We start from the raw sequence: 25,907 nt of genomic DNA on the forward strand, positions 1-25,907 counted from the left end.
CGCGGCCGCCGGGGGCGCCACGGCTGCGGCACGATGTCCGGCATGGGCACGCAGGTCAAGACCAACCCCGGCCGCTTCTTCGAGGACTTCACCGTCGGGCAGGTGATCGAGCACGCCACCCCGCGCACCGTCACCGAGGGCGACCGGGCGCTCTACGGCGCGATCTACCCGACCCGCTTCGCGGTCCCCTCGTCCGCGGAGTTCGCCGCGTCGGTCGGGCTGGCGCCCCACCCGGTCGAGGAGCTCGTGGCCTTCCACATCGCCTTCGGCAAGACGGTGCCCGACGTGTCGCTCAACGCCGTCGCCAACCTGGGCTACGCGGAGTGCCGCTTCCACCTGCCCGTCGTGCCGGGCGACACGCTGCGCACCCGCTCGGAGGTGATCGGCCTCAAGCAGAACTCCAACGGGCGGACCGGCGTGGTGTGGGTGCGCTCGACCGCGACCAACCAGCGCGGCGAGGTCGTCGTCGACTGGGCCCGCTGGGTGATGGTGCACAAGCGCTCGGCGGACTCCCCAGCCCCGGAGACCGTGGTGCCGGCGCTGGCCGGCGCGGTCGATGCCGGCGACCTCGTGGTGCCCGCCGGCCTGGACCTCTCGTCGTACGACGTGGTGGCTGCGGGCGAGCCGCACCGGCTCGGCGACTACGAGGTGGGCGAGCGCATCGACCACGTCGACGGCGTGACGCTCACCGACGCGGAGCACATGATGGCCACCCGGCTGTGGCAGAACACCGCCAAGGTGCACTTCAGCACCGAGGCACGCCCGGACGGCAGGCGCCTGGTCTACGGCGGCCACGTGATCTCGCTGGCGCGGGCGCTGTCGTTCAACGGGCTGGCCAACGCCCAGCTCGTGGCCGCGATCAACGCCGGCGCCCACGTGGCACCCGCGTTCGCCGGCGACACCGTGCACGCGTGGTCGGAGGTGCTCGACACGGCCGTCCTCGACGCCCCGGGCGTGGGGGCGCTGCGGCTGCGGCTGGTGGCCACCAAGGGCCGCGACGAGTCGATGACGCTGCGCGGCGACGCCGGCGCCTACACCGACGGCGTGCTGCTCGACCTGGACTACTGGGCGCTCGTCCCGCGCTGAGGCCCGCCGCCGGTGCGGAGCAGGTCGGCCGCGATCGCGTCGAGCGCGTCGTCGAGGGAGCCGGCCGGGTCGAGTCCGAGCCGGGCCAGGACGGTGCGACCGGCGTCGAGCAGCTCGGCGTCCGTCGCGTCGTCGGGCGTACGACCGGTGCGCGGGTCGGCGGGCAGCAGGTCGTCGAGGTCGCCGACGACGTCGTAGGACCGCGATCGGAGGTCGGCCACCGTCGCCTCGGACCGCTCGCGGACCCACCCGTGGTGGCGCGCGGGCAGGACGAACGACTCGCGGGGCGCCGCGCCGGCGAGCGCCCGCGGCACGAACGTCGCCTTGACGTGGCGGGTCAGGGCGGGGGAGCGCTGCGAGCGCGGCAGGCGCTCGTTGACCCGCCGGAGCAGCTCGGCCTCGACCAGTCCGAGCGAGTCGTTGGGGCGCTGGGCCTCGGTGTCGAGCCCGGTGACGTCGACGCCGAGCACGGCGGCGCTGCGCAGCCACAGCTCCTCGCGCGGCGCCCCCGCGGGGGGTACGACGACGAGATGCACCCGCTCGCCGGGCAGGCCGGTGGACCAGAGGGAGAGGATCGCCGGCACGTCCTGGTAGCGCCAGAACTTCTGGTCGCCCTCGCCGCGCCGCACGGTGGCGAGGAAGCGCCGGTAGGGCTGGCGGGCGCCCATCTTGACCCGCTGCTGCCACGCCGAGGGCAGCACCCGGCCGAGGTCGCGGGCGGTCACGACGACGTGCACCTCGTCGGCGGCGCCGGCCAGGTCGGCGAGGGCGGCCGCCGCGGCGCCGTGCGGCGAGTCGGAGAAGTGCTCGTTGGACACCAGCGCGTCGCCGGGCCACTCGCGGGTCTCCTCGACCAGCCGACTCCACGCGCCCAGCTCGCGCGCGTCGAGGGTGTCGAGCACCGTCGACATGCCCTTGACCACGGCCGCGGCCGCGAAGTGGTCACGGCGGCGCCCGGGCAGCAGCAGCCCGCGGGTGCACAGCTCGTCGCGGTGGCGCCACCACAGGTCCTGGAGGAAGGTGGTGCCCGACTTCGCGGTCCCGACGTGGAGGAACACACGGCGAGCCATGCGGGCGACCCTACTCGGTCACGGCAGACTCGATCCGTGCACCGCGACCGCGACCTCCTCCACGACATCGACCGGCGGACCGAGACGGCGTTCGAGGCCCGGCTCGACGAGAGCCTCGCCCCGCGCGACCCCTCGATGCTGCTGCAGGTGGTGCGCGAGCTCGGCCTGCCGCCCGACAGCCGGGTCGTCGACGTCGCGTGCGGCGACGGCGACCACGCCGTCCGGCTGACCACCCACTTCGGCTTCCGGGTGCTCGGCCTCGACGTCGTCCAAGGACACCTCGACCACGCCCGCGCCGTCCGGCGCGACCTCGTGCCCGACATCGCCTCACGCCTGGCCTTCGAGCGGGGCACCGCCACCGACCTGCCGGTGCGCGACGGCATGCTCGACCTGGTCTGGTGCCGCGACGCCATGGTGCACGTCGGGCACCCCGAGGACGCCCTCGCCGAGTTCGCCCGGGTGCTGCGCCCGGGCGGCTACGTCGTGGCCCACCAGGTGGTCGCCACCGACCTGCTCGGCGACGTGGAGGCCGCGTGGCTCTTCGACGTGCTGGGCGTGGTGCCGGCCGCCGCCGACCCGCGGGCGGTCGACGCCGCGATCGAGCGCTCCGGCCTCGAGGTGGTCGACAGCATCGACCTGTCCTCGGAGTGGGCGGAGTGGTCGCAGGAGCACGACGGCACCGCCGGTCGGGCGCTGCTGCACCTCGCCCGGCTGCTGCGCGAGCCGGAGCGCTACCGCGCGGAGTTCGGCGACGCGGCCTACGACGTGACGGTGGCCCGGTGCCGCTGGCAGGTCCACCGGATGACGGGCGGGCTCGGCGCGCGGCTCGACGTGCTGCGACGGCCTTAACCGCTCGACCCGCGTGGTCGGGTTTGACAGGGTGGACCACCCGTACCGTCACGACCAGGAGGACCTCATGGCTGATCAGGACCCCAACGCAGACATCAAGGCGAAGATGCGGGAGGCCCTCGATCGCAAGAAGGGCCACCACCACCCCGACGACACGGCCGGGTCGCGCGAGAAGGCGCACGGATCCGAGGTCAACGACAAGAACGTCGCCAAGCCGATGCACCGTCGCAAGGCCGGTGGCGGAGGCGCGTGACCCGGATGGGCGGTCACCTCGCGCCGGCGGGCACCTCGTCCGCCGGCGCGAAGGCCCGCGCCAGCCAGAACAGCGCCACCACGAGCACCAGAGGCACGGCGAAGCCGATCCGCAGCGATCCTGAGCCGACCGCCCCCGTCATCACCGCGCCGAGCAGCGCGCCGGCGTAGTTGAACTGGTTGAACCGCGCGACCACCGCGTCGACGCGCACCCGGCGGGTCGCCGGGTCGGCGTCGCGGCCCGCGAGCGCCGCCGCGGCGGAGAAGCTCAGCGGCGCGACGACCGCGACCCCGCAGCCCAGCAGCGTGAAGCCGAGCACCGCCACCGGCCACGAGGGTGCCGCGACGACCACCGCGAGCGCGACGAGGGCCACCCCCGCCCCGACCCGCAGCAGCCGCACCGCGCCGACCTGCTCGGTGAGCCGGTCGCCGGCGAGCCGCACCAGCCCGCTCGCGACGAGGTAGGGCAGCGTGGCCAGGGCGACCAGCCCCTCGGGCGCGTCGAAGACGGCGTCGAGGTAGACCGGCCCCCACGTCGCCGCGGCGGTGTCGACGGTGTAGAAGACGACCAAGGCCAGGCCGACCGCGACGATCGCCCGCCACGGGACGTCCACCGGCGTGCCGCTCGCGGCCACGCCGTGGTCGCGCGCCAGGAAGGGCGCCACCGCGGCGGCCAGCGGCAGCACCGCGACCAGCGCGACCGCCGACCACGGGAGGTCGCCCGCGGCGAGCGTGCCGACGGCACCGACCACACCGCCGAGCGTCCAGGCGCCGTGGCACGACGGCAGCACGACGCGACCGAGCCGGTGCTCGAGCGCCACCGCCTGCATGTTGCCCGTCGCGTCGACCAGCCCCAGCCCCACGCCGTACGCCGCGAGGCCGAGCACGAAGACGAGCGTGGTGGGCGCCAGGACCACGACCGCCACCGAGACCGCGACCACGAGCAGGCCGGCGCGCAGCACGACCGCGCTGTCGAGGCGAGGGGCGAGCCGCTCGGCGACCAGCGAGCCGACCCCGGCGAGGAGCACCATCATCAGCAGGACGCCCGACAGGGCGAGCTCGTCGAGGTCCCACCGGTCCTGGAATCGGGGGAGCCGGGTGGTGAGGCTGATGAAGACCAGGCCCTGCACGCCGAACGCCGCCGAGATCGCTCCGCGCGCCCGGCGCAGCTCGGGCTCCGCCCCGCTCCGTCCCACCGTCGTCATGCTGAGCATCGTGGCAGCCCTCCCCGCCCGTCGTGGCAGACTTCCGCGACATGTCCTCCGATGGTCCCGAGCTCTGGGTGGTCCGGCACGGCGAGACGGAGTGGAGCCGCGACGGCAGGCACACCTCGACCACCGACCTGCCGCTCACCGAGGAGGGCGAGGCGGCAGCCGCCGCGCTGGCGCCGCGGCTGGCCGAGGTGGCGTTCGACCTGGTGCTCACCAGCCCGCGCCGGCGCGCGCGTCGTACGGCCGAGCTGGCCGGCTTCCCCGACGCGGAGGTCGACGAGGACCTCGTCGAGTGGGCCTACGGCGACTACGAGGGCGTGACGACCGCGGAGGTCCGGGAGACCGTGCCCGGCTGGACCGTGTGGACGCACCCCACGCCCGGCGGCGAGACGCCCGACGAGGTCGCGGCGCGCCTCGACCGCGTCGTCGCCCGCGCGCGGCGCCACGACCGCGCGCTCGTCTTCGCCCACGGCCACTCGCTGCGCGTGCTCACGGCGCGGTGGCTCGAGCAGTCACCGGCGGAGGGCCGGTTCTTCAAGCTCGACACCTCGACCATCTCGGTCCTCGGCTACGAGCGGGAGCACCCCACCCTCCTGAGCTGGAACAGCTGACGTGCGGATCGACCTCCACACGCACTCCTCGGCCAGCGACGGCACCGACACCCCCGCAGACCTGGTGCGCGAGGCCGCCGCGGCCGGCCTCGACGTCGTCGCGCTCACCGACCACGACGCGATGTCCGGGTGGGCCGAGGCGCGGCGCGCCGCCGACGAGGTCGGCATCACGCTCGTGCCCGGCCTCGAGATCAGCACGAGGTACGGCCACCGCGGCGTCCACCTGCTCGGCTACCTCCCCGACCCGACGCATCCGGCGCTCGCCGCCACGCTCGACCGGATCCTCGCCGGACGCACCGAGCGCACGCCCGCCATCGTCGCGGCCCTCCGCGCGGAGGGCATCGACATCACCGAGGACGACGTGCACCGCGAGGCCGGCGGCTCCGTCGCGGCCGGCCGGCCCCACGTCGCCGACGCGCTCGTGCGCCTCGGCCTGGTCGCCGACCGCACCGAGGCGTTCCGGGTGCTGCTCGATCCGGGTCGCCCCGGCTACGTCAACCGCTGGGCCCCCGCGCTCGAGGAGACGATCGGCCTGGTCACCGACGCCGGGGGAGTGGCCGTGATCGCGCACCCGTGGGGCCGCAGCGGGGGCACGGTCCTCGACGAGGAGGCGCTCGCCTCGCTCGCCGAGGCCGGGCTCGCCGGCATCGAGGTGGACCACCAGGACCACCCGCCCGAGGTGCGCGCCCGACTGCGCGGCATCGCCGCCGACCTCGACCTCGTCGTCACCGGCAGCAGCGACCACCACGGCCTCGGCAAGGTCGACCACGACCTCGGCGTCAACACCACCGACGCCGAGCAGTACGAGCGGCTGCTCTCGCTGGCCCGCAACCCCCTCGATGGCTGAGCCCACGACCGGGCCGCCGACCGGGCCCCCGACGGTGCTCCCCGAGCGCGTCCTGGTCTACGGCGTCACCGGGTCGGGCAAGAGCACGGCCGCGCTCGCCATCGGCGCCCGCACCGGCCACCCCGTGACGCTGGTCGACGAGCTCACCTGGCTGCCTGGGTGGGTGCCGGTCGACCCGGAGGTGCAGCGCGAGGTGATCGGGCGGGTCGTCGCGGACGAGCGGTGGCTGCTCGACTCGGCGTACGGCGCGTGGCTCGACCTCGTGCTCCCGCGCGCCCAGCTCGTGGTGGGCCTCGACTATCCGCGCTGGCTCTCGTTCGGCCGGCTGGTGCGGCGCACGGCGTCGGGCGCGATCACGCGCGAGCCCCGGTGCAACGGCAACGTCGAGACGTGGCGGGCCATGCTGCGCCGCGACTCGATCCTGGTGTGGCACTTCCGGTCCTTCGGCCGCAAGCGCGCGCGGATGCGGGCCTGGGCCGGCTCTCCTGATGGGCCGCCGGTGCTCCTCTTCCGCAGGCCGCGCGACCTGGAGGCGTGGCTCGCCACCCTCGCGCCGGCCGACTGACCTCACGCTCCCGGGGCGCGGCGACGAGATCGTGGAGGATCCGAGCCACCAGGTGACTCGGATCCTCCACGATCCCGGCCTAGCAGCGCACCATCCGCCGCTCGAGGTGCAGGTCGCCGAGCGCCTCGGCGTCACCGACCTCGGCGGGGGCGATGCGTGCGGTCACCGACGACCGATCGACTGGGTCAGCCGGAGCACCCGGTGGGGGATGGCCCGGGTCAGCGCGACGATCGTCTTGTACTGCGCGCCGGGGATGGAGAAGGCGCGACCCTTGTCGAAGTCCTCCAGCGACGTGCGGACCAGGAAGTCGGCGTCGAGCCACAGGAAGCCGTCGCCGCGCGCGACCTGCATGCGCTGGTGGAACTCGGTCTTGGTGAAGCCGGGGCACAGCGCCATGACCGTGACGCCGCGCGAGCGGTACTCCAGGTGGGCCCACTCGCTGAAGCTGTTGACCCACGCCTTGGCGGCCGAGTAGGTGCCGCGGGGGAGGAACGCCGCGACGCTGGAGACGTTGATGATGCCGCCATGGCCGCGCTCGGCCATCGCGCCGAGCGCGGCGTGGCTGAGCCGCAGCACCGCGGTCACCAGGACCTCGAGCATCGCGGTCTCGTCGTCGGCGGAGTTGTCGAGGAAGCGCTGCTTGAGCCCGAAGCCGGCGTTGTTGACGAGCAGGTCGACGGGGCGCTCGCGGTCGGCGACCCGGGCCTCGACCGTGGCGAGCTGCTCGCGGTCGCCGAGGTCGGCGACCAGCACCTCGACCTGCACCCCGTGGGCGCGACGCAGCTCCTCGGCCACCTGCTCGAGCCGGGCGGCGTCGCGTGCGACGAGGACCAGGTCGTCGCCGCGAGCGGCGAGCTGGACGGCGTACTCGTGGCCGATGCCGGCGCTCGCGCCGGTGATCAGTGCGGTGCTCATGCGGACAGCATTTCAGCACCGGCCCCCGGCTCGCACCCCGGTCCGGCACAATTGCAGGCAATGAGCACCAAGAGCCGGGGAGCGGCCCCCGTCACGCTGGCCGTCGCCAACCAGAAGGGCGGGGTGGCCAAGACCACCTCCGTCGCGTCCATCGGCGCCGCGCTCGCGGAGCTCGGGCACCGCGTGCTGCTCGTCGACCTCGACCCGCAGGCGTGCCTCACGTTCTCCCTGGGCATCGACCCCGAGGACGTCGAGACCTCGGTGCACCACGTGCTCACCCAGGGCGTCGACCCGAGCGAGGTGATCCTCGCGACCGAGGACGGCGTCGACCTGCTGCCGGCGACCATCGAGCTCGCCCGCGCCGAGGCCGACCTGCTCACCCGCACGGGTCGCGAGCACGTGATCAAGGGCGTGCTCGAGCAGCTGGCCGACGACCTCGCCGACACCGAGGACGGCCCCTACGACTGGGTGCTGCTCGACTGCCCGCCGTCGCTCGGCGTGCTGACGGTCGCGGCGCTCACCGCGGCCGACGGCGTGCTGGTGCCGCTGCAGTGCGAGACGCTGTCGCACCGCGGGGTCGGCCAGCTGCTCGACACCGTCCACGACGTGCGCCGCTTCACCAACCGCGGGCTCGAGGTGTGGGGCGTGCTGCCGACTCTCTACGACGGCCGCACCACCCACGCGCGCACGGTGCTGGAGACGATCAGCGAGACCTACGACCTCGAGGTCGTCGAGCCGCCGATCCCCAAGACCATCAAGTTCGCCGAGGCCCCGGCCGCGGGCCGGTCGATCCTCGCCACCAGCCGCAGCAGCAAGGGCGCCACGGCCTACCGCGAGGTCGCCCGCAACCTCGTCGCTCGCGCGACCCGGTAGGGGGCCCGGGCCCAGGGTGCCTCGACCGACGGCCGGCGTGCGGGCGGGCGACCCACCCCGATGAGGTCTTTACCTTCAGGGACGCATGGGTGACAGTGACGAGGATCACTGTCGCCACACGACGTCCCGAAGGGGCTGCCCACGATGCGTTCCACGACCTTCCGCGCCACCACCCGCGCGCGACGCGCCACCGCCGGGCTGGGGGCGGCCGCGCTGGCCGTCGCCGGGCTCGTCGCCGGCACCCAGAGCGTCGCCCAGGGGGACACGCCGGCGCAGGACGCCACCCCCGTCGCTGCGGCCGCGGCGACGCCTCCCACCTATGAGCGCGACCTGACCGAGCAGCTGGACGGCAGTCGTGCGTACGCGACCGTCAAGCACCTCGTCGAGCAGATCGGTCCGCGGGTCAACGGCACGCCGGCGGAGCGCCGCGGAGCGGCCTACCTCCGCGACGTGCTCGAGCCCTACGGCTACGAGGTCGAGCTGCAGTCGTGGGGTCCGGTGAGCACCAAGCGCACCGCGGACGTCGTCACTGCGGGCGCACCCCTGCCCGGCGGTCCCAAGTGGCAGATGGCCGCCTCACCGTCGGGGGTCTACACCGGCGACGGCGCTCCCGTGACCGCACCGGTGGTGCCGGTCGGCACCGGCCAGACCGCGGAGGACTACGCCGACGCGTCCGGTGCCATCGCCTACGCCGTCGTCTCGACGCCGGCCGAGCGCGGCACGGCGATGACCCTCGCCGCGGCCAACGGCGCGGTGGCCGTGATCCTGGCGCCCCCGGTGCCCGCCAGCGGCAAGACCGCTCCGCGCAACCCGACGGTTCCGGCAGGCACGGCCGCCGTCGCGATCCCGGTGCTCGGTGCCGGGTCGGACCACACGGTGTGGCTCGACCAGGCGCTGCAGGCCGGCCCGGTCTCACTGCGCCTGGTCACCAACGAGTACGTCAACCCGATGGGCACCAACATCATCGCCACCCGGCACGCGGTGGGCGACCCGCAGGGCACGACGGCCCCGATCGTGATGGTCGGGGCCCACATCGACTCGGTGCTCGGCGCACCGGGTGGTCACGACGACGCCTCCGGCAACGGGGTCTCCACGGAGATCGCTCGCGTGCTGGCCACGCTGCCCTACGACAAGGAGATCCGCATCGGCGGGTTCGGCGGGGAGGAGGGCGGCCTGCTGGGCGCCCGCGCCTACGTCGACACGCTCACCCCGGCCACGCGGAAGCGGTTCGTCGGCGAGTGGCAGATGGACATGGTCGGCACGACCCACGAGCCGGCCCGCCTGTGGGCGCTCACCCCCGACGGCAGGAGCAACTACGTCGTCGAGCAGGCCTACGCCGCGGCCGCGCGCGACGGGTTCGGCGGCCTGGACAACTGCAAGCTCGGGCAGTCGGACCACCAGGCCTTCTTCGACGCCGGCATCCCGGCGGCCCTCTTCATCTGGCTCGACTACCAGGACCCGGTCGCGCCCAGCACCTGCGAGTCCATCGCCCGCGGCAGCTACCGGACCGAGCCCGAGTACCACCAGCCCAGCGACGGGATGAACAACGTCAGCGAGCCGCGCCTGCAGATCACCCTCGACGTCATCGGGGGAGCGGTCATCGAGAACGCGCTCAACGCCCTGACCGTCACCGCGGTGACGAAGGACGGAGCGCCCCTGTCCGGCGCCCAGGTGCTGGTGGACTGCGGCGACGGTAGCCACGACGCCGGACGCACCGACGAGGCGGGGGTCACCAGGACCCGGGTCCCGTCGGGTCGTTGCGCGCTGAGCGCCACCAAGGGATCGGACACCGTGACCGGCGAGGTCGCGATGTCCGGTGACGAGTCGGTCAGGCTGACCCTCGACGGCGGCACCGCGCCGGCCCTTCCGCGGATCTCCGCCTCGGCGGAGACGAGTCGCTACGGTCAGTCGCCCGTGGTGCGGATCGACCTGGCGCCGGCCGCACTCGAGCCCACGGGATCGGTCGAGATCCGCGACGGAGGGCGGGTGCTGGCCACCACCTCGGGCCAGCCGGGGGTCCGGTCCGTGATCCTGCCCGCCGCCCGCCTGCGCCCGGGCCGGCACGACGTCGACGTGGTCTACGTGGATGCGTCGGGCGCCGACCGAGTCGTCTCTCCGACACGCGTCAAGGTGCTCAAGGCCCGCGCGCAGCTGCGGCTGCGGCCCGTGCGGACCGTCCGGGGAGCGCGCGTCCACCTGCCGGTCCGGCTGGTGGTGCGTCCGCGCGACATCGCGTTCGCGGCACGCGGCCGGATCGTGGTCAGGTCCGGGGGCCGTGAGGTGGGCTCAGCCCGCCTTCGAGACGGCCGCGTCGTGGTCCGCCTCGACCGTCTCGACCGGAGCGGGAAGCACGTCCTGCGGGTGCGCCACGTCGGCAACCGGCTCGTACGGCCGAGCTCGGCCTCGACCACCGTCGTGGTCGGGAGGGGCTAGCGTCCCACCGACCGGAGCCTCGCCGAGCGGGCCCCGTCGCCACATCGGAGGAGTGGCGTCGGGGCCCGCTCGCGTGACGCGCTGAGGCGCCGGGGTCAGGCGTTGGGGGTCTCGACCGACTGGCCGCCGCGCGTGCGCCGGCGGCTGCGGTTGCGGCGACGCGGGGCGTCGCCCGACTTCTCCGACGATGAGGCCGAGGAGCCGGAGGAGGCCTCGGAGCGCGAGGAGCCCGAGGACCCCGAGTCGCCGCGGCCCGAGCCCGAGCGCCGCTCGCGGGGCGCGCGCTCCTTCTTCTCGACCGGGGCGGGGTCGACGACGCGGCCCTTGGTGCCGGCCGGGATGCCCTGGTCGTGGAAGAGGTGCTCGGAGGTGGAGTAGGTCTCCTGCGGGTTGTCGAAGGGCAGGTCGAGCGCCTTGTTGATCATCTTCCACCGGTGCAGGTCGGCCCAGTCGACGAACGTGATCGCGGTGCCCGACGCGCCCGCGCGGCCGGTGCGACCGATGCGGTGGACGTAGGTCTTGTCGTCCTCGGGGCAGGTGTAGTTGATGACGTGGGAGACGCCACGCACGTCGATGCCGCGGGCGGCGACGTCGGTGCACACGAGGACCTGGATCTTGTCCTCGCGGAAGCGGGCCAGGGCCTTCTCGCGCGCCACCTGCGCCATGTCGCCGTGGAGGGGCGAGGCATTGAAGCCGCGCTCCTGCAGGTCCTCGGCGATCCGCTGCGCCTGGCGCTTGGTGCGGGTGAAGACGATCATCTTCTCGGCGTCCTCGGCCTGGAGGATGCGACCGATGATCTCGGGCTTGTCGAGGTCGTGGGCCTGGTAGATGAACTGCGCGGTCGCCGGCACCATCGTGGTGTCGTAGGACGACTCGGCGCGGATGTTCATCGGGTGGCGCATGTGGGTGCGGGCGAGCGCGACGATCGCCGACGGCATGGTCGCCGAGAACAGCATCGTCTGACGGGTCTCCGGCGTCTTCGACAGCAGGGTGATGACGTCGGGGAGGAAGCCGAGGTCGAGCATCTCGTCGGCCTCGTCGAGCACGAGCGCGTGCACGTGCGAGAGGTCGAGTGCGCGGCGGTTGGCCAGGTCGATGAGGCGACCCGGCGTGCCGACGACGATGTCGACGCCCGACTCGAGCTCCTCGAGCTGGTGGTCGTAGCCCACGCCGCCGTAGACGGTGAGGACCCGCAGGCCCATGTCCTTGCTGGCCAGCGCGAGGTCGCTGGAGACCTGGAGCGCGAGCTCGCGGGTCGGGGCGACGATGAGGGCCTGCGGCTTGCCCTGCGGCAGGTCGGCGTAGGCCGGGTTGCTCGGCGCGATGGAGCGCTGGAGCACCGGGATGCCGAAGGCCAGGGTCTTGCCGGTGCCCGTGCGGGCCTGGCCGATGAGGTCGGTGCCGAGGAGTGCGACCGAGAGGGTCATCTCCTGGATGGCGAAGGGGGTGGTGATGCCGGCGCGGTCGAGCGCGTCGCAGATCTCGGGCAGCACGCCCAGTTCACGGAAGGTGGTCACGAAGTGTCGCTCTCTGATGAGTCGGGTTGTCCCACGCGTATGCGGTCAGCCCACTCGAGAGGCCCCGGCGGGGCAAGTGCCGACCGCGCACATACAGGCGGCCACCGGCGTCGAGTCGGCGGCTCGGTCCCCCCGATGCTATCGCTAGGCTGCGAACATGACGGAATCGCCCGACGAGGACTACCGCCGCGCCGCAGTCGACCTCCTCGGTGCGATCGCCTACGGCGAGCTCTCGGCGTTCGAGCGACTCGTCGAGGACGCCAAGATGGCGCCGGGGATCGACGACAAGATCGCCATCGGCGCGATGGCCACCGCCGAGTTCGGTCACCTCCAGAAGCTGGTCGAGCGACTCGAGCAGCTCGGTGCCGACCCGGTCGAGGCGATGCAGGTCTTCCGGCCCGGCTTCGACCGCTTCCACGCCCACACGGCGCCCTCCGACTACTACGAGGGGCTGATCAAGGCCTTCGTCGGCGACGGGCTCGCCGCCGACTTCTACCGCGAGATCGCCGCCTACCTCGACGCCGAGACCCGCGAGGTCATCATCAGCTCGCTGGAGGACTCCGGGCAGACGGCGTTCATCGTCGAGCGCGTACGCGCGGGCATCGCCGCCGACCACCGGCTGGGCGGCCGGCTGGCGCTGTGGGGCCGGCGGCTGATGGGCGAGGCCCTCACCCAGGCCCAGCGGGTCGCCGGCGACCGCGACTCCCTCACGGCGCTGCTCGCCGGGGGAGTGGACCGGCCGGGGCTCGACCTGGCGGCGCTGGGCCGGATGTTCGCCCGGCTGACCGAGCGGCACACCGAGCGGATGGCCGAGCTCGGCCTCGAGGCCTGAGTGGAGGCCTGAGGCCCCGGACGAGACGAGACCCCGCATCCGTGGGATGCGGGGCCTCGTGTGGTCGTGCGAGCGGTCAGAGCCGCGTGCGGTTCCCGGCGTTGCGTCCGGTGACCGTGGAGGCGATCACCACGAGGACGGCCGCGGTGATGATCGCGACGATCCAGCGGACCCAGTCGACGCCGTCGGAGCCGTCGCCGCCGAAGAACGAGTAGATCCAGTAGCCGAGCAGCACGCCGCCGATGCCGCAGAGGATCGTGAGCCAGATGGGGATGTTGTCCTTGTCGCCGGGAGCGACGAGCTTGCCGAGCAGTCCGATGATCGCTCCGACGATGATGAGGACGATGAGATCTACGACCATGATGGATCACCCTTTCTTTTGCCACGAACTCGTGACGGGAGGACCGGCATGGTGTATACCGGCTCGCCCATGATGTCGGCGACCGGTCCCGGTAGCAATCACCGTGCGCCCCTAGGGATGAGGTGTCACCACCCCCACGGCGGGGCGGTCAGCGGAAGCCGACGGCGCTGGACGTCGCCGAGCCGAGCTCGACGTAGGCGATCTTGTCCGCGGGCACGACGACCGCGCGGCCCTTGGTGTCGGCCAGCCGCAGGACGCCGCCGTCGGACAGCGCCTGCGAGAGCTGCGCCTCGATGTCCTCGGGCGTGCTGTCGGTGTCGAGCACCAGCTCGCGCTGCGCGTGCTGCACGCCGATCTTGACCTCCACGATGTTGCTCCTAGCTCAGGGTGTTGGGTGACGAGTCGATGATGCCGGGTGGGTGGTGGCGCCCGGTCGGGTGGAGCGACGTCAGTCGCCGTCAGTCATGGGGTAGCCCCGGATGCCGCGCCACGCCAGCCCGGCGATCAGGGAGGCCGCGTCGTCCTGCGGGATGCGCCCGCCTCCCGCCAGCCAGAACCGGGCCGACACCTGCGCCATTCCCACCAGCGACACCGCGAGCAGCTCGGAGGCCTCGTCGGGCAGGCCGGTGTCGGTGCGGATCACGTCGGCGATCATCGACGCGCACTCGGTCGTCACCCGGTCCACGCGCTCGCGCACGTCGGGCTCGCTGGTGAGGTCGGACTCGAAGACGAGGCGGAACGCGCCCTCCTCCGAGGCCACGTAGCTGTAGAAGACCTTCATCGTCGCGATGACGCGGTCGCGGTTGTCGTTGGTCGACGCCAGCGCCTCGCGGCAGTTGTCGATGATCAGGTCGCACGAGGTGTCGAGCAGCGCGAGGTAGAGGTCGAGCTTGCCGGGGAAGTGCTGGTAGAGCACGGGCTTGGACACCCCCGCCCGCTCGGCGATGTCGTCCATCGCGGCGGCGTGGTAGCCCTGCGCGACGAACACCTCGAGCGCGGACTCGAGCAGCTGCGCGCGACGCTCGCGTCGGGGCATGCGCCCCCCGCGGGGTCGCGGCCCGCTCGACTCCAACCGTTCAACGCCCACGGGTGCTCCTCTGCTGCATCGGGGGTGAGCCCGCAGCGTACTCGGAGGTAGTCGCGGCACGGGTCGGGCGTGCCCCCCGTGAGCGCCACGTCCGCATCGCGGGACCGGTCGGGGGCGCTTGGGGCACGCGGGGAACATGGAACGCGCCGGTGCTGTTGCACCGACACCCGAGTCGAGGAGAAGTCGTGTCGTTCCCTGCACTTGTCGAGCCCGCCGCCGAGCTCAGCACCGACGAGGTGCGCCGCTATAGCCGCCACCTGATCATCCCCGACGTCGGGATGACCGGGCAGAAGCGCCTGAAGAACGCCAAGGTGCTGGTGATCGGCGCCGGCGGCCTGGGCTCCCCGGCCCTGCTCTACCTGGCCGCGGCCGGCGTCGGCACGCTGGGCATCGCGGAGTTCGACGAGGTCGACGAGTCCAACCTGCAGCGCCAGATCATCCACGGCATGTCCGACATCGGCCGGCCCAAGGCGGAGTCCGCGCGCGAGTCGATCGCCGAGGTCAACCCCTACGTCGAGGTGGTGGTGCACCCCGAGCGCCTCGACAACGACAACGTCCTGCAGGTCTTCGAGGGCTACGACCTCATCGTCGACGGCACCGACAACTTCGCGACCCGCTACATGGTCAACGACGCGGCCTACTTCTTGAAGATCCCCTACGTGTGGGGGTCGATCTACCGCTTCGACGGCCAGGCGTCGGTCTTCGCACCCACCCTCGCCGACGACGCGCCGTGCTACCGCTGCCTCTACCCCGAGCCCCCGCCGCCGGGCATGGTCCCGAGCTGCGCCGAGGGCGGCGTGCTGGGCGTGCTCTGCGCGAGCATCGGGTCGATCCAGGTCAACGAGGCGATCAAGCTGCTGACCGGCATCGGCGACCCCGCCATCGGCAAGCTGGTCATCTACGACGCCCTCGAGCTCGAGTGGCGCAAGCTCAAGGTCCGCAAGGACCCCAGCTGCGCGCTGTGCGGCGACAACCCGACCGTGACCGGCCTGATCGACTACGACGCCTTCTGCGGCGCCGTGTCCGACGAGGCCGCCGACGCCGCTGCCGGCTCGACGATCTCGGTCACCCAGCTCGAGGCGATGCTCAAGGAGCGCGAGGAGGGCACCCGCGACTTCGAGCTCATCGACGTGCGCGAGCCCAACGAGTACGAGATCAACCGGATCCCCGGCTCCCGGCTGGTGCCCAAGGGCGAGTTCCTCAACGGCAACGCCCTCGGCGACCTGCCCTCTGACAAGCCGATCGTGCTGCACTGCAAGTCGGGCGTGCGCTCGGCCGAGGTGCTGGCGATCGTCAAGGGCGCGGGCTACGCCGACGCCGTGCACGTCGGTGGTGGCGTCGTGGCGTGGGTCAGCCAGATCGACCCGAGCCAGCCGGCCTACTAGCCACCGCCCCCGACGGGGTCGGGCACCGCTCGCGCGGCACGACCCCGTCGCCTAGGGTCACGCCATGCGGGCGCCCGGACTCACCCCAGCGGTGCGCGCGACGCTCGCGGTGGCCCTCACCTGCCTCCTCATGGTGCTGGTGGCCTGGGCGACGCTCGTCGGCCCCGACCGGGTCTTCACCGGGCCGGGCCCGCGTCCCGCGCCGCTGTCGACGACGACCGAGTCGTGCATCCCTCTGCCCGTGCGCACCGCGCCCGACGGGTCCACGACGGTGGAGGTCCCCGACGACCTCGCCGAGCGCGACTACTGCCACCCACCCCCGGCCGGGCTCGACGACTATCGCGAGATCGTCGAGGACAGCCCGCCGCCCCTGTGGGTCAAGGTGCTGGTGTGGATCCTCCTCGGCGCCCTGCTCGCGGGGGTGGCCGCCGGTGTGCTCGGGCTGCTGGTCGTCGCGGCCCGGGCGGTGCTGGCCCGCCGCGGCGACGCCGAGCGCATCGACGTGGCGTTCACCCCGCTCGACGAGCCGGACCGGGTGGCGCAGGAGCTGGCCGCCGGGGCCGAGGAGCAGGACGCGCTGCTGCGCGGCGGCGACCCCCGCAACGCCATCGTCGCGGCCTGGCACCGCTTCGAGGTGCTGGGGGAGCGGGCCGGCGTGGCGCGCCGTGCCTCCGAGACGTCCTCGGAGTACGCCCTGCGCATCCTCGACCTCGTCGACGCCGACACCGCGCCGGTCAACCGGCTCGCCGAGCTCTACCGCGAGGCCAGGTTCTCCCGGCACCCGATCACCGAGGACCATCGCGCCGAGGCGGTGGCCGCCCTCGCCGGCATCCGGCGCAGCCTGGGGGTGCGGACGTGAGCCGCCTCCTCGCGCGGTGGCGCGGGCGCGTCGCCGGCGGCGTCGTCCTGGCCGCGATCGGCTATGCGCTCGCCGTCGCGCTCGACTTCGACCCCCGGCCGCTGCCGTACGTCGTGTGGGCGGTCGTCGTGCTGGCGATGACCTACCTCGTCGTCGACACCGTCGACGTCCCGGCGGCTCAGTGGCGCACGGGCCCGCCGCCCGCGGACCGGGTCGACGAGGTCACCTCCGACCTGCGCATCCTCACCAGCCACCGCAGCGCCGACCACCCCTCCGACGCCCTCGCCCGCCGGCTGGTGGAGCTCGCGCGCGCCCGCGACCCGGGCCTGGCCGAGGAGATCCAGCACGAGACCACCGACGGCGGGCGCCTCTCGCCCGGCGACATCGACCGCATCCTGACCCGAATCGAGGACCTCCGTGACCGACGCTGAGACCCCCACCGCCGACGTCTCCCGGCTCGCCGAGCAGGTGCTGGACGAGGTGGGCCGAGCCGTCGTCGGCAAGCGGGAGGCGCTGTCGCTGGTGCTCGCCGGCATCCTGGCCAAGGGCCACGTGCTGCTCGAGGACTACCCGGGGCTGGGCAAGACGCTCGCCGCGAGGTCCTTCGCGTCGGCGCTGGGGCTGGAGTTCGCCCGCGCGCAGTTCACCCCCGACCTGCTACCCGCCGACCTCACCGGCTCCTACGTCTACGACCAGCGCCGCGCGGAGTTCGACTTCCGCGCCGGCCCGGTCTTCACCGGACTGCTGCTCGCCGACGAGATCAACCGCACCCCGCCCAAGACGCAGGCCGCGCTGCTCGAGGCCATGCAGGAGGGGCAGGTCACCGTCGAGGGCCAGACCCACCGGCTGCCGAGCCCGTTCCACGTGCTGGCCACCGCCAACCCCGTCGAGTACGAGGGCACCTACCCGCTGCCCGAGGCGCAGCTCGACCGGTTCCTGCTGCGGGTGGGCTTCGGCTACCCGAGCGCGGGCGAGGAGTACGACGTCCTGCGCCGCCGCCTCGACCGCCGGCGCGAGGAGGTCGACCTCGCCCAGGTCACCGACGCCGCCGGGCTCTCGGCCGCGCAGGCAGCCGTCGAGCGGGTGGTCGTCGACGAGTCGGTGGCCCGCTACTGCGTGGCGCTGGTCGCCGCCACCCGCACCCATGCCGACGTGCTGACCGGCGCCTCGCCGCGCGGCAGCCTCGGCCTCGTGCTCACCGCGCGCGCCTGGGCCGCGATCCGCGGTCGCGACTACGTCGTGCCGGAGGACGTCAAGGTCGTCGCGCGTGCGGTCCTGGCGCACCGGATCACCGTCAAGCCCGACCTCTGGATGACCCAGGCATCGGGCGCCCGCGTCGTCGACGCCGTGCTGTCGTCGGTCGAGACCCCCCGGACGCTGGAGTCGCGGTGACCGGGTGGCGGCCCACGTCCGCCCTGGTCCGCGCGTGCCTGCTCGCGCTCGGCGGCATCTGCGGGGGCGTGGCGCTCGGCCAGGAGGTGCTGGTGGTGCTGGCCGCCCCGTTCGTCGTGCTCGCCGCGATGGGGCTCGCGTCGCGCCCCCGCGGCCCGGTGCGCGTCGGCGCACGCCTCGACCACCACCGGCTCCACGAGGGCCAGGGGACGACGTCGCGGGTCGACGTCGACGACCTGACCGGAGTGGAGCACTGCACGCGCGTCGCCGCCGCCACCGCCCACGTGGCCGCCTCGCCGACCCAGGGCGCGGCCGGGTCGCTCGTCGCCGACGGCCTCCCGGTCCTGTGGTTCAGCCCGCGCCGGTGGGGACGACGCGCGATCGGGGCCGAGCGGGTCGCCCTCACCAGCGCGTGGGCGGGCTGGCGCTGGGGACCCGTGGACCTGCCGGAGAACGGGCTGACCGTGCTGCCGCAGACGGCGCCGTACGACAGTCGCGCGGAGGTGCCGCAGCCCGACGGCCTGGTCGGGCGGCACCGCTCGCGCCGGCTCGGCAGCGGCACCGAGTTCGAGGGCATCCGGTTCTTCGCCGCCGGCGACCGGCTCCGGCGCATCACCTGGCCGGTCTCCCTGCGCACCGGCGAGCTGCACGTCGTCACCACCCGCGCCGAGCAGGACGCGGGGGTGTGGCTCGTCGTCGACGGCCTGCGCGACATCGGGACCTCCGGCGGCATCGACGGCCCGGCGAGCACCCTCGACCTCACCGTCCGCGCGGCGGCCGCGCTGGCCGAGCACCACGTCCGCGCCGGCGACCGCGTGGGGATGCTCGTCGTGGCCGCCGACGGCGCCCGGGTGCCGCTCGGCGCCGGGCCGCGGCACCTGCAGCGCCTCCTCGGCACGCTCGCCCGGGTGCGGCCCGAGGCTCGGAGCGTGCCGCCCGAGCGGCTCGACCTCGGCGCGGGTGCCGGCAGCGTGGTCCACGTGCTGTCGCCGATGCTCTTCACGCCGCTCGTCACCGCGACCGCCGGCCTGCAGCGCGGCGGCACCTCGGTGGTCGTCATCGACACCCTCGGCGAGGTGTTCGCGGGCCGGGAGGCCGACCGGCTGTCGCTGCCCGCGCTGGCCGCCCGGATGCAGCGGATCGAGCGCGACGACCGGCTCCGCCGGCTGGCGGCGCTGGGCACGCCCGTGGTGCCGTGGCGCGGGCCGGGCACGCTCGACACCGTGCTCCAGCAGCTCGCGCGGCGCGCGCGGGTGCCGAAGGTGCGTGCCTGATGCGGCCGTACGCCCGCGGTGCCGCCGCGTCCGCCGTCGGGCTGCGGGTGCTCGTCCTCGTGCTGCCGTGCGCCGCCCTGGCCCTGGCGCTGCCCGAGGTGCCGCACTGGGCGGTGGTCGGCGGGGTGGTGCTGAGCGCCGCCGGGTGGGCGCTGCTGCCCGACCACGCGATCGGGGTGGTCCCGCTCGTGCTGGTCGGGGGGTGGTGGGCCGCCCACGGGGTGGTGGACGGTCGGATCCTGGTCGTCGCCGTGCTGCTGGTCGCGGCGCACGTCGCGGCCACCCTGGCGTCGTACGGCCCGCCCACCCTCGCGCTCGACCGCCGACTGGCCAGGCTCTGGCTGGGCCGAGGGCTTCTGGCGCTGGTGCCGGTGCTCCCCACCTGGGTGGCGGTCCGCGGCCTCGACCCGGCGCTGGCGCCGTCGTGGGTGTGGCTGGTGACCGGGCTGGTGACCGTCGGGCTGCTGCTCGTCACGGCCCGGCTGACGCGACCGGAGGTGCCGTGACGACCGAGGAGGAGCGCGAGCTCTACGCCGAGCTGGTGCTGCAGTGCGCCGAGTCGGTCCCGCGCGGGCGGGCCACGACCTACGGGGCGATCGCCGACGTCGTGGGCCAGCGCCTGGGCCGCGGTGGTCCGCGGCTGGTCGGCTCGGTGCTCGCCGCCCACGGCGGCGGGGTGCCGTGGTGGCGGGTGGTGCGCGCCGACGGCTCGCTGCCGCCGTCGCACGGCGAGGAGGCGCGGCAGGCCTACCTCGAGGAGGGCACCCCGCTGCTCCCGGGCGGGTCCGTGGATCTGGCGCGGGCGTTCTGCCCGCCGCGACTCGGGGCACAATGACCGCCATGCTCTACACGGTCGCGCACGGCGTCATCCCCCCGCTCGCCCGCGCCGTGTGGCGCCCGCGCGTCGAGGGCCTCGAGCGGGTGCCGGCGACGGGTCCGGTGATCGTGGCGAGCAACCACCTCTCGTTCTTCGACAGCGTCGTCATCCCGGTCGTGGTGCCGCGCAAGGTCGTCTTCCTCGCCAAGTCCGACTACTTCACCGGCACCGGCGTGCGCGGCACGCTGACGCGGGCGTGGTTCGAGGGGCTCGGGATGCTCCCCGTCGACCGCGACGACACCCGCGCGGCGATCGCGAGCCTCGACACCGCGCTCGACGTGCTGCGTCGCGGCGAGGCGTTCGGCATCTATCCCGAGGGCACCCGCTCGCGCGACGGCCGGCTCTACCGCGGCCGCACCGGGGTGGCACACCTCGCGCTGACCGCCGGCTGCCCCGTCGTCCCGGTCGGCCTCGTCGGCACCCAGGACATCCAGCCGGTGGGCGCGAGCCGGCCGCGGCTGGGCAAGGTCGACGTGACGGTGCGCTTCGGCGAGCCGATCACGGTCGCGGGGGAGTACGACGGCGTCCCGACCGGCCGGGCGCGCCGCGACCTCACCGACCGCATCATGGGCGCGATCGCCGACCTTTCCGGCCAGGAGCAGGCCGGGATCTACAACGAGCGGTCCGCGTCGGCCTGAGCCGCCAGCGCGGCCAGCGCCCGGGGGAAGATCTCGGCCGGCGGGGTGACCAGCCCGGCGCCGACCTGGCCGACCCCCGCGACCTTGCCGGCCATGCCGGTGTTGATCTGGGGCAGGATGCCGGTGCGACAGACGCGGGTGACGTCGATGCCCGTGGGGGTCCCCTGGAACTCCAGCACCGGGACGGTCCAGCGCGGATTCTCCGCCAGCGTGATCTCGTGCATGCGGCGGGTGGTGGCGAGAGCGTCGGGCACCGAGCCGCCGACCAGCCGGACGATCGCCGGGGCCGTGGCCATCGCGAAGCCGCCGATGCCGGCCGTCTCGGTGATCGCGGAGTCGCCGATGTCGGGGTTGGCGTCGTCGGGGCCGTAGTCGCCGAGGAAGAGGCCCTCGGCCACCTGCGCCGGCCCGGTGAACCACTCGTCGCCCGTGCCGGAGACCTGGATGCCGAAGTCGGTGCCGTTGCGGGCCATCGCGACGACCATCGTCGAGCCGGGGACGTCGCGGCCCGCGTCGAGCGCGAGCTTGCAGGCGGGCATGGCGAGGTTGAGGAAGAAGTGGTCGTTGCCGCCGATGAAGCGCAGCGCGTCGGCGACGTCCTTGCCGGAGAACCCGGCGGTGACCATCGCCGGCGCGAGGTCGCGCAGCAGCATCAGCGTGCCGGCGCGGTTGCGGTTGTGGGCCTCGTCGCCCATCTGCAGCATCTGGGTGAGGATGCCGGTGACGTCGGTGGCCTCCTCGGTGCCGCGCACCGCGGCCTGCAGGAGCGGGCCGAGCACGTCGCCCATCCAGCGGAGCCGGGTCAGCACCTCGGGGGAGTAGGCGCCGTAGCGCAGCACCTTGCCGAGGCCCTCGTTGAGCGAGCAGTAGGTGCGCCGCCCGGTCTCGCGGTCCTCGAGCACCCACATCCACATCGACGGAGTGACGACGCCGGCCATCGGTCCCACCGCGCTGCGGTGGTGGCAGGGCTCGAGGCTGACGCTGCCGCCGGACTCGAAGAGGGCGACCGCGTCCTCGGGGTCGTCGACGAGCCCTTCGAGCGCGGCGCCGCCCATCAGCGCGCCCCGCAGCGGTCCGGACGCCCGGTCCCAGCCGATCGGGGGGCCGGCATGGAGGAACTGGCCCGGCTCGAGGCCCAGCACCTCCGAGGCCGGGGCGACGTCGACGAGGTGCGCGGTGACGCCGAGCATCGCCTCGACCGCCCGGCGGTTGGCCCCGGGGCGGCGGGGGTCGGTGGCGACGGTCGCGAGGTCGGCCTCGGTGCCGGGCATCGGCGGGCGCCAGTCGACGCGCTCGACCTCGACGGCCTGGTCGGCGACGGCGTCGGCGAGCATGTCGGCTCCGACCGTGACGACGGTGGGCTGGCTCATCGGGCGTCCTTCCCCTCGGGTCCGCCCAGCAGGGCGATGGCGCGGCGCGTCGCGCCGGCGTTGGACAGGTGCACCTCGGCGCCGGCGGCGACGAGCGCGTCGCGCTGGGCGGCGAGGCCCTGCGGGTCGAGGTCGGTGCCCACCAGGCTCACGACGACCGGGATCGCGCGGTCGCGGCGCGCCGCCGCGATGGCCGGCGCGAGGCGCGCCGCCGGGTCGGGCTCGGCGCCGTGGCCGAGCACGACGTCGAGCAGGATGACGCCGGTCGCCGGGTCGGCGGCCGCCCGGGCGAGCTGCTCGGTGCGCAGGGTGGGGTCGATCATCGGGTGCGCCCGGCCCTGGGTCAGCGCGTCGTCCCCGAAGTCGACCATCGTGTGGTCGTCGGCGAGCAGGTCACCCGTCTCGCCCGGGTCCAGCGCGAGGTCGTCGGAGAGCGGGATGTTGCTGCGCACCGGGCCGAGCGCCTCGGTGGCCAGGAGCATCGACTCGTCGCAGAGGGTGCCGCCGACGAAGAGTCCGCGCAGCAGCCGGCCCGTCGCGGGGCCGGTGTTGTCGGCGCCGTGCACCGGCCACTCGGGCGCAGGGTGGCCGAGCCGCGCGAGCACGTCCTCCGCGACGGTGGTGAGGTCGCGCTGTCCGCGGCCGAGCAGCCCGAGCTCGACGGGCGTGGCGAGGGCACCGGCCTCGCGGGCCAGCGCCTCGGCCACCTCGGGGGCGGGCGGCTTGGACACGACCACCACCAGGTCGACGTCCGCGTCCGCGTCGAGGCGGCGCAGCGCCTCGCGGGTGGAGGCACCGCCGACTGCGGCGGACAGGTCGCGCCCGCCCACCCCCAGCGCGTGCCGCACCCCGACGCCGTCGTGGCCGTCGGCGGCGAGCCGCTCGCCGGCGTGGTGGAGCAGGGCGAGCAGCTGCTGGCAGCCGGTGCCCGACGCGGCGACCAGCCCGATCCTCCCGGGGCGCACCGTGTTGGCGAAGCCCAGCCCGACGCCGTCGAGAACGGCCGTCCCGCAGTCCGGCCCCATGACGAGCGCGCCGCGCGCGGCGGCGTACGCCTTGAGGGCGACCTCCTCGGCCACGGGCACGTTGTCGCTGAAGACCATCACGTCGTGGCCGGCCTCCAGGGCGTCCATCGCCTCGACGGTGGCGCTGGCGCCGGGCACCGAGACGAGCGCGACGGCGCCGGCGTCCGCGCGCCGCAGCGCGCTGGCCGTGGTGCGGGGCGGGGCGAGCGTGGTGCCGCCGTCGCCGGGCCTGGTCGGCGCGAGGGCGGCGTCGACCGCGGCGAGGGCGGCGGACAGGTCGCCGGCGTCGTCGAGGCGCACGGCCACGACCATGTCGTTGGGCGACGACGCGGGGACGTCGAAGCCCATCCCCTCGAGCACCTCGAGGTTGAGCCCGGTGGCCATCGCGACCTGGGCGGCCACCACGCCGGGCGTGGCCTGCACCGCCCGGCTGACCTGGAGCAGGGTCACGGAGTCGGCGTAGGCGCCGCTGCGGAGCTCGACGTGGTCCTTCATGCTGCCCTCCGGGGAGTGGGGTGAGGCGTGCGGGACGTGGTGGACGCCAGGGCCAGCGCGGCCCCGGCGAGGAGGCCGGCGCCCGAGGTGGCGCCGACGGCCAGCAGGGCGCGCTCGGCGGCGTCGGTCGGGTCGGCGAGCCAGGCGGCCAGCTCTGGGAGCGCCTCGCCGCGCACCGCGCACTCGAGCAGTGTGGCCGAGAGGAGGGTCGTCGCTCCCAGCCGGTCGCGCACGGCCCCGGCGAGAGCGTCGTCGGGGCGCCCCAGTGCGGCCCGGGTGGTGAGCCACCCGGCGAGCACGTCGTCGCCGAGCGGCGTGAGGCCGGGGCCGCGGCCGACGAGCCGGTCGAGGTGGCCCGGTGCCAGGTCCAGCCCGGACGTCATCAGGACCTCCGGTGCGGACCGCGGATCCTCATGGCGTCCGGGGGCGGGGGCGGTGACGTCGACGACCCGGGCGACCCGCACCGCCCGCTCGCCCACCACCAGCTCGCCGCCCCGCACCCGCACCGCCGGACGGGGGAGGCCGCCGGTGAGGACGTCGAGGCGGGGCAGCGTCGACCACAGCGCGCACGGCACGCGCGTCGCGGCTCCCGACACCAGGCCGAGGCACCAGCCGTCGAGGTCGACGTAGATCGCCGTTCCGCTCGCGTGGACCACCTCGCGCGGACCGTCGGACGCCGCCCGCAGCCGCTCGTGGACCCGGTGTGGTGCCGCCACGGGGATCGGTCCGGTCGTCACGCCACAGACGCTAACGGCTCGTGGGACACTCGCGAATGTGAGAACTTGTCGGACCGCGAGGTGGATGTGCGCCAAGACTTGATAAGCGACCCGGAGGCCGTCGCAGCCCTCGAGCGCGCCGACGCGCTCCACACCGCCCTGACCCACATCGTGCTCGAGGGTGGCGACCTCGACGCCATCGCTGAGGCGGTCGGCGACGCGCTCGGCTACGGCGTCGTGTTCACCTCCACCGACGGCCGCGAGCGCGCCGCCCACCTCGACCAGGCGCAGCGCGAGGCGCTGGCCCGGGCCGACCTGGTCGACCCCACCGGCCGGGTGCGCGTCGAGCGCATCGACCCCGCGGGCACCGCCGTGGGCCAGGGGGAGGCGCTCGTACGCCGCGTCGTCGCGGCCGGCGTCGACCTGGCCCGACTCGTGGCGCTGCAGCCCGACGGCACGATCCACGCCTCCGACGTGCACGCGCTCGAGCGGGCAGCGATCGTGGCCGCGCTGCTCGTCACCCGCGTCGAGGCCATCACCGCGGTGGAGAACAAGTACCGCGGCGACTTCCTGCGCGACGTGTTCCTCGGCCGGGCCGGTGAGGAGGAGTACGTCGCCGAGCACGCCCAGGCGTTCGGCTGGCACCTCGACCGTCCGGTGATGGTGGTGGTGGCCGTGCTCGACCCCGACGCCATCGCCGTCCTGGCCCCCGAGCCCGACGACCGGCGCGCGTGGCACGACCGCTTCGCCCACGCCTGGCGCCAGGTCTCCGCCACCGTCGACGAGACCATCGCCTCGGTCGCGTTCAGCCGCGAGGTGGTCACGCTCGTGCCCGTCGACCCGTCGACCGGGCCGGAGGGCGCGCAGCTCACCGTGGACCGCATCATCGCCGCGGTGCGCGGCGACCGCGGCGGTGGGCGCGTCGCGTTCTCGGCCGGGGTGAGCCGCGTCGCCGCGGGTCTCGGTGACCTGCCCGAGGCGTTCCGGCAGGCCCAGCGCGCGGTCGAGATCGGGCGGCGCGTGCACGGCGGGGGCTCGGTGATCCGCTTCGACCAGCTCGGCCTGCACCGGCTGCTCGCCCTGGTGCCCGACGGCGCCGAGCTGAGCGCGTTCGCCGCCGACGTCCTCGGGCCGCTCGCCGCGCGCACCCCGGAGGCCGCCGACCTGCGCGAGACGCTGCAGGTGCTGATCGACACCAACTTCAACGTCGCGGAGGCCGCCCGCGCGCAGTTCTTCCACTACAACACGATGCGCTACCGCGTGGGCAAGCTGCAGCGGATCCTCGGCCCGGTCGCCACCGACCCGCACCTGCGCCTCGACGTGGCGGTGGCGCTGCGGGCGCTCGAGATCGTCGACTGACGGGCCGG

The 25,907-nt window shown here is 74.4% G+C and carries 28 protein-coding genes; 18 read left to right on the plus strand and 10 right to left on the minus strand.

The window, feature by feature from the left end; genetic code table 11:
* Nucleotides 1-42 precede the first annotated feature (42 nt).
* Entirely contained in the window at nucleotides 43-1,086 is a 1,044-nt protein-coding gene (locus AC3X7Z_RS15545) for a MaoC family dehydratase (protein ID WP_489976501.1), read from the plus strand.
* Here AC3X7Z_RS15545 and AC3X7Z_RS15550 read toward each other — a convergent pair.
* Entirely contained in the window at nucleotides 1,062-2,156 is a 1,095-nt protein-coding gene (locus tag AC3X7Z_RS15550) for a hypothetical protein (RefSeq protein ID WP_489976502.1), read from the minus strand. The two genes, AC3X7Z_RS15545 and AC3X7Z_RS15550, sit on opposite strands and share 25 nt — an antisense overlap.
* Nucleotides 2,157-2,192: 36 nt before the next feature.
* Here AC3X7Z_RS15550 and AC3X7Z_RS15555 point away from each other — a divergent pair, with 36 nt between their 5' ends.
* Both AC3X7Z_RS15555 and AC3X7Z_RS15560 read left to right on the plus strand, forming a co-directional pair.
* Nucleotides 2,193-3,005, plus strand: a complete 813-nt coding sequence (locus AC3X7Z_RS15555) for a class I SAM-dependent methyltransferase (RefSeq protein ID WP_186341477.1) — start codon at nucleotides 2,193-2,195, stop codon at nucleotides 3,003-3,005.
* Between the two features lie 67 nt (nucleotides 3,006-3,072).
* Nucleotides 3,073-3,258, plus strand: a complete 186-nt coding sequence (locus tag AC3X7Z_RS15560; protein ID WP_489976503.1) for a DUF5302 domain-containing protein — start codon at nucleotides 3,073-3,075, stop codon at nucleotides 3,256-3,258.
* A gap of 13 nt (nucleotides 3,259-3,271) precedes the next feature.
* Here AC3X7Z_RS15560 and AC3X7Z_RS15565 read toward each other — a convergent pair whose 3' ends face one another.
* Nucleotides 3,272-4,462, minus strand: a complete 1,191-nt coding sequence (locus AC3X7Z_RS15565) for an MFS transporter (RefSeq protein ID WP_489976504.1) — start codon at nucleotides 4,460-4,462, stop codon at nucleotides 3,272-3,274.
* A 50-nt stretch (nucleotides 4,463-4,512) separates the two neighbouring features.
* On the opposite strand from AC3X7Z_RS15565, the gene AC3X7Z_RS15570 reads away from it, so the two are divergent.
* The 3 genes from AC3X7Z_RS15570 to AC3X7Z_RS15580 are packed head-to-tail and all read left to right on the plus strand — an operon-like array spanning nucleotide 4,513 to nucleotide 6,491.
* Entirely contained in the window at nucleotides 4,513-5,079 is a 567-nt protein-coding gene (locus AC3X7Z_RS15570; RefSeq protein WP_489976505.1) for a histidine phosphatase family protein, read from the plus strand.
* Nucleotide 5,080: 1 nt separating this feature from the next.
* Nucleotides 5,081-5,926, plus strand: a complete 846-nt coding sequence (locus AC3X7Z_RS15575; RefSeq protein ID WP_489976506.1) for a PHP domain-containing protein — start codon at nucleotides 5,081-5,083, stop codon at nucleotides 5,924-5,926.
* Complete coding sequence (locus AC3X7Z_RS15580) at nucleotides 5,919-6,491, plus strand: P-loop NTPase family protein (RefSeq protein WP_489976507.1); 573 nt, start codon at nucleotides 5,919-5,921, stop codon at nucleotides 6,489-6,491. The genes AC3X7Z_RS15575 and AC3X7Z_RS15580 overlap by 8 nt, the downstream gene beginning before the upstream one ends.
* Nucleotides 6,492-6,653: 162 nt before the next feature.
* On the opposite strand, the gene AC3X7Z_RS15585 is transcribed toward AC3X7Z_RS15580, so the two are convergent.
* Entirely contained in the window at nucleotides 6,654-7,406 is a 753-nt protein-coding gene (locus tag AC3X7Z_RS15585; protein ID WP_489976508.1) for an SDR family NAD(P)-dependent oxidoreductase, read from the minus strand.
* Nucleotides 7,407-7,466: 60 nt separating this feature from the next.
* On the opposite strand from AC3X7Z_RS15585, the gene AC3X7Z_RS15590 reads away from it, so the two are divergent.
* On the plus strand, nucleotides 7,467-8,279 hold the full coding sequence (locus AC3X7Z_RS15590) for a ParA family protein (RefSeq protein ID WP_489976509.1): 813 nt from the start codon (nucleotides 7,467-7,469) through the stop codon (nucleotides 8,277-8,279).
* 144 nt (nucleotides 8,280-8,423) lie between these two features.
* Complete coding sequence (locus AC3X7Z_RS15595) at nucleotides 8,424-10,712, plus strand: M28 family peptidase (protein WP_489976510.1); 2,289 nt, start codon at nucleotides 8,424-8,426, stop codon at nucleotides 10,710-10,712.
* 95 nt (nucleotides 10,713-10,807) lie between these two features.
* On the opposite strand, the gene AC3X7Z_RS15600 is transcribed toward AC3X7Z_RS15595, so the two are convergent.
* Nucleotides 10,808-12,229, minus strand: a complete 1,422-nt coding sequence (locus AC3X7Z_RS15600; protein ID WP_489976511.1) for a DEAD/DEAH box helicase — start codon at nucleotides 12,227-12,229, stop codon at nucleotides 10,808-10,810.
* Between the two features lie 157 nt (nucleotides 12,230-12,386).
* Here AC3X7Z_RS15600 and AC3X7Z_RS15605 point away from each other — a divergent pair, with 157 nt between their 5' ends.
* Nucleotides 12,387-13,061, plus strand: coding sequence for a ferritin-like fold-containing protein (locus tag AC3X7Z_RS15605; protein WP_489976512.1), 675 nt, complete (start codon nucleotides 12,387-12,389; stop codon nucleotides 13,059-13,061).
* 76 nt (nucleotides 13,062-13,137) lie between these two features.
* Here the strand turns inward: AC3X7Z_RS15605 and AC3X7Z_RS15610 are convergent, their stop codons facing one another.
* The 3 genes from AC3X7Z_RS15610 to AC3X7Z_RS15620 form a co-directional block, all read right to left on the minus strand.
* Nucleotides 13,138-13,422, minus strand: a complete 285-nt coding sequence (locus AC3X7Z_RS15610; protein WP_186341485.1) for a GlsB/YeaQ/YmgE family stress response membrane protein — start codon at nucleotides 13,420-13,422, stop codon at nucleotides 13,138-13,140.
* Between the two features lie 148 nt (nucleotides 13,423-13,570).
* Nucleotides 13,571-13,789, minus strand: a complete 219-nt coding sequence (locus AC3X7Z_RS15615) for a DUF3107 domain-containing protein (RefSeq protein ID WP_186341486.1) — start codon at nucleotides 13,787-13,789, stop codon at nucleotides 13,571-13,573.
* An 81-nt stretch (nucleotides 13,790-13,870) separates the two neighbouring features.
* Complete coding sequence (locus tag AC3X7Z_RS15620; RefSeq protein WP_186341487.1) at nucleotides 13,871-14,458, minus strand: TetR/AcrR family transcriptional regulator; 588 nt, start codon at nucleotides 14,456-14,458, stop codon at nucleotides 13,871-13,873.
* Between the two features lie 236 nt (nucleotides 14,459-14,694).
* Between AC3X7Z_RS15620 and moeZ the strand changes: the two genes are divergently transcribed.
* The 8 genes from moeZ (at nucleotide 14,695) to AC3X7Z_RS15660 (ending at nucleotide 20,934) form a co-directional block, all read left to right on the plus strand.
* On the plus strand, nucleotides 14,695-15,894 hold the full coding sequence (moeZ, locus tag AC3X7Z_RS15625) for an adenylyltransferase/sulfurtransferase MoeZ (protein WP_489976513.1): 1,200 nt from the start codon (nucleotides 14,695-14,697) through the stop codon (nucleotides 15,892-15,894).
* A 64-nt stretch (nucleotides 15,895-15,958) separates the two neighbouring features.
* A complete protein-coding gene (locus AC3X7Z_RS15630; protein WP_489976514.1) occupies nucleotides 15,959-16,753 on the plus strand; it encodes a DUF4129 domain-containing protein in 795 nt (264 codons plus the stop codon).
* Complete coding sequence (locus AC3X7Z_RS15635; protein ID WP_489976515.1) at nucleotides 16,750-17,184, plus strand: hypothetical protein; 435 nt, start codon at nucleotides 16,750-16,752, stop codon at nucleotides 17,182-17,184. Before AC3X7Z_RS15630 ends, AC3X7Z_RS15635 begins: the two co-directional genes overlap by 4 nt.
* Nucleotides 17,171-18,145 (plus strand): AAA family ATPase, encoded by a 975-nt coding sequence (locus AC3X7Z_RS15640; RefSeq protein ID WP_489976516.1) that lies wholly within the window; start codon nucleotides 17,171-17,173, stop codon nucleotides 18,143-18,145. Before AC3X7Z_RS15635 ends, AC3X7Z_RS15640 begins: the two co-directional genes overlap by 14 nt.
* Nucleotides 18,142-19,419, plus strand: coding sequence for a DUF58 domain-containing protein (locus AC3X7Z_RS15645; RefSeq protein WP_489976517.1), 1,278 nt, complete (start codon nucleotides 18,142-18,144; stop codon nucleotides 19,417-19,419). Before AC3X7Z_RS15640 ends, AC3X7Z_RS15645 begins: the two co-directional genes overlap by 4 nt.
* Nucleotides 19,419-19,925, plus strand: coding sequence for a hypothetical protein (locus AC3X7Z_RS15650; protein ID WP_489976518.1), 507 nt, complete (start codon nucleotides 19,419-19,421; stop codon nucleotides 19,923-19,925). Before AC3X7Z_RS15645 ends, AC3X7Z_RS15650 begins: the two co-directional genes overlap by 1 nt.
* Nucleotides 19,922-20,254, plus strand: a complete 333-nt coding sequence (locus AC3X7Z_RS15655) for an MGMT family protein (RefSeq protein ID WP_186341494.1) — start codon at nucleotides 19,922-19,924, stop codon at nucleotides 20,252-20,254. Before AC3X7Z_RS15650 ends, AC3X7Z_RS15655 begins: the two co-directional genes overlap by 4 nt.
* 5 nt (nucleotides 20,255-20,259) lie before the next feature.
* A complete protein-coding gene (locus AC3X7Z_RS15660; RefSeq protein ID WP_489976519.1) occupies nucleotides 20,260-20,934 on the plus strand; it encodes a lysophospholipid acyltransferase family protein in 675 nt (224 codons plus the stop codon).
* Here AC3X7Z_RS15660 and AC3X7Z_RS15665 read toward each other — a convergent pair.
* The 3 genes from AC3X7Z_RS15665 to AC3X7Z_RS15675 are packed head-to-tail and all read right to left on the minus strand — an operon-like array spanning nucleotide 20,907 to nucleotide 24,561.
* The gene (locus AC3X7Z_RS15665) at nucleotides 20,907-22,304 is read right to left on the minus strand and encodes a YlbE family protein (RefSeq protein ID WP_489976520.1); all 1,398 of its coding nucleotides are present in this window, start codon (nucleotides 22,302-22,304) and stop codon (nucleotides 20,907-20,909) included. The two genes, AC3X7Z_RS15660 and AC3X7Z_RS15665, sit on opposite strands and share 28 nt — an antisense overlap.
* Nucleotides 22,301-23,824, minus strand: a complete 1,524-nt coding sequence (locus tag AC3X7Z_RS15670) for an AllF/FdrA family protein (RefSeq protein WP_489976521.1) — start codon at nucleotides 23,822-23,824, stop codon at nucleotides 22,301-22,303. The genes AC3X7Z_RS15665 and AC3X7Z_RS15670 overlap by 4 nt, the downstream gene beginning before the upstream one ends.
* Nucleotides 23,821-24,561: an oxamate carbamoyltransferase subunit AllH family protein gene (locus AC3X7Z_RS15675; protein ID WP_489976522.1), complete on the minus strand. Its 741-nt coding sequence runs from the start codon at nucleotides 24,559-24,561 to the stop codon at nucleotides 23,821-23,823. The genes AC3X7Z_RS15670 and AC3X7Z_RS15675 overlap by 4 nt, the downstream gene beginning before the upstream one ends.
* A gap of 78 nt (nucleotides 24,562-24,639) precedes the next feature.
* On the opposite strand from AC3X7Z_RS15675, the gene AC3X7Z_RS15680 reads away from it, so the two are divergent.
* Entirely contained in the window at nucleotides 24,640-25,899 is a 1,260-nt protein-coding gene (locus AC3X7Z_RS15680) for a PucR family transcriptional regulator (RefSeq protein ID WP_489976523.1), read from the plus strand.
* The last annotated feature ends 8 nt before the right edge of the window (nucleotides 25,900-25,907 follow it).

The organism is Nocardioides sp. Z24_21, from assembly GCF_058134345.1.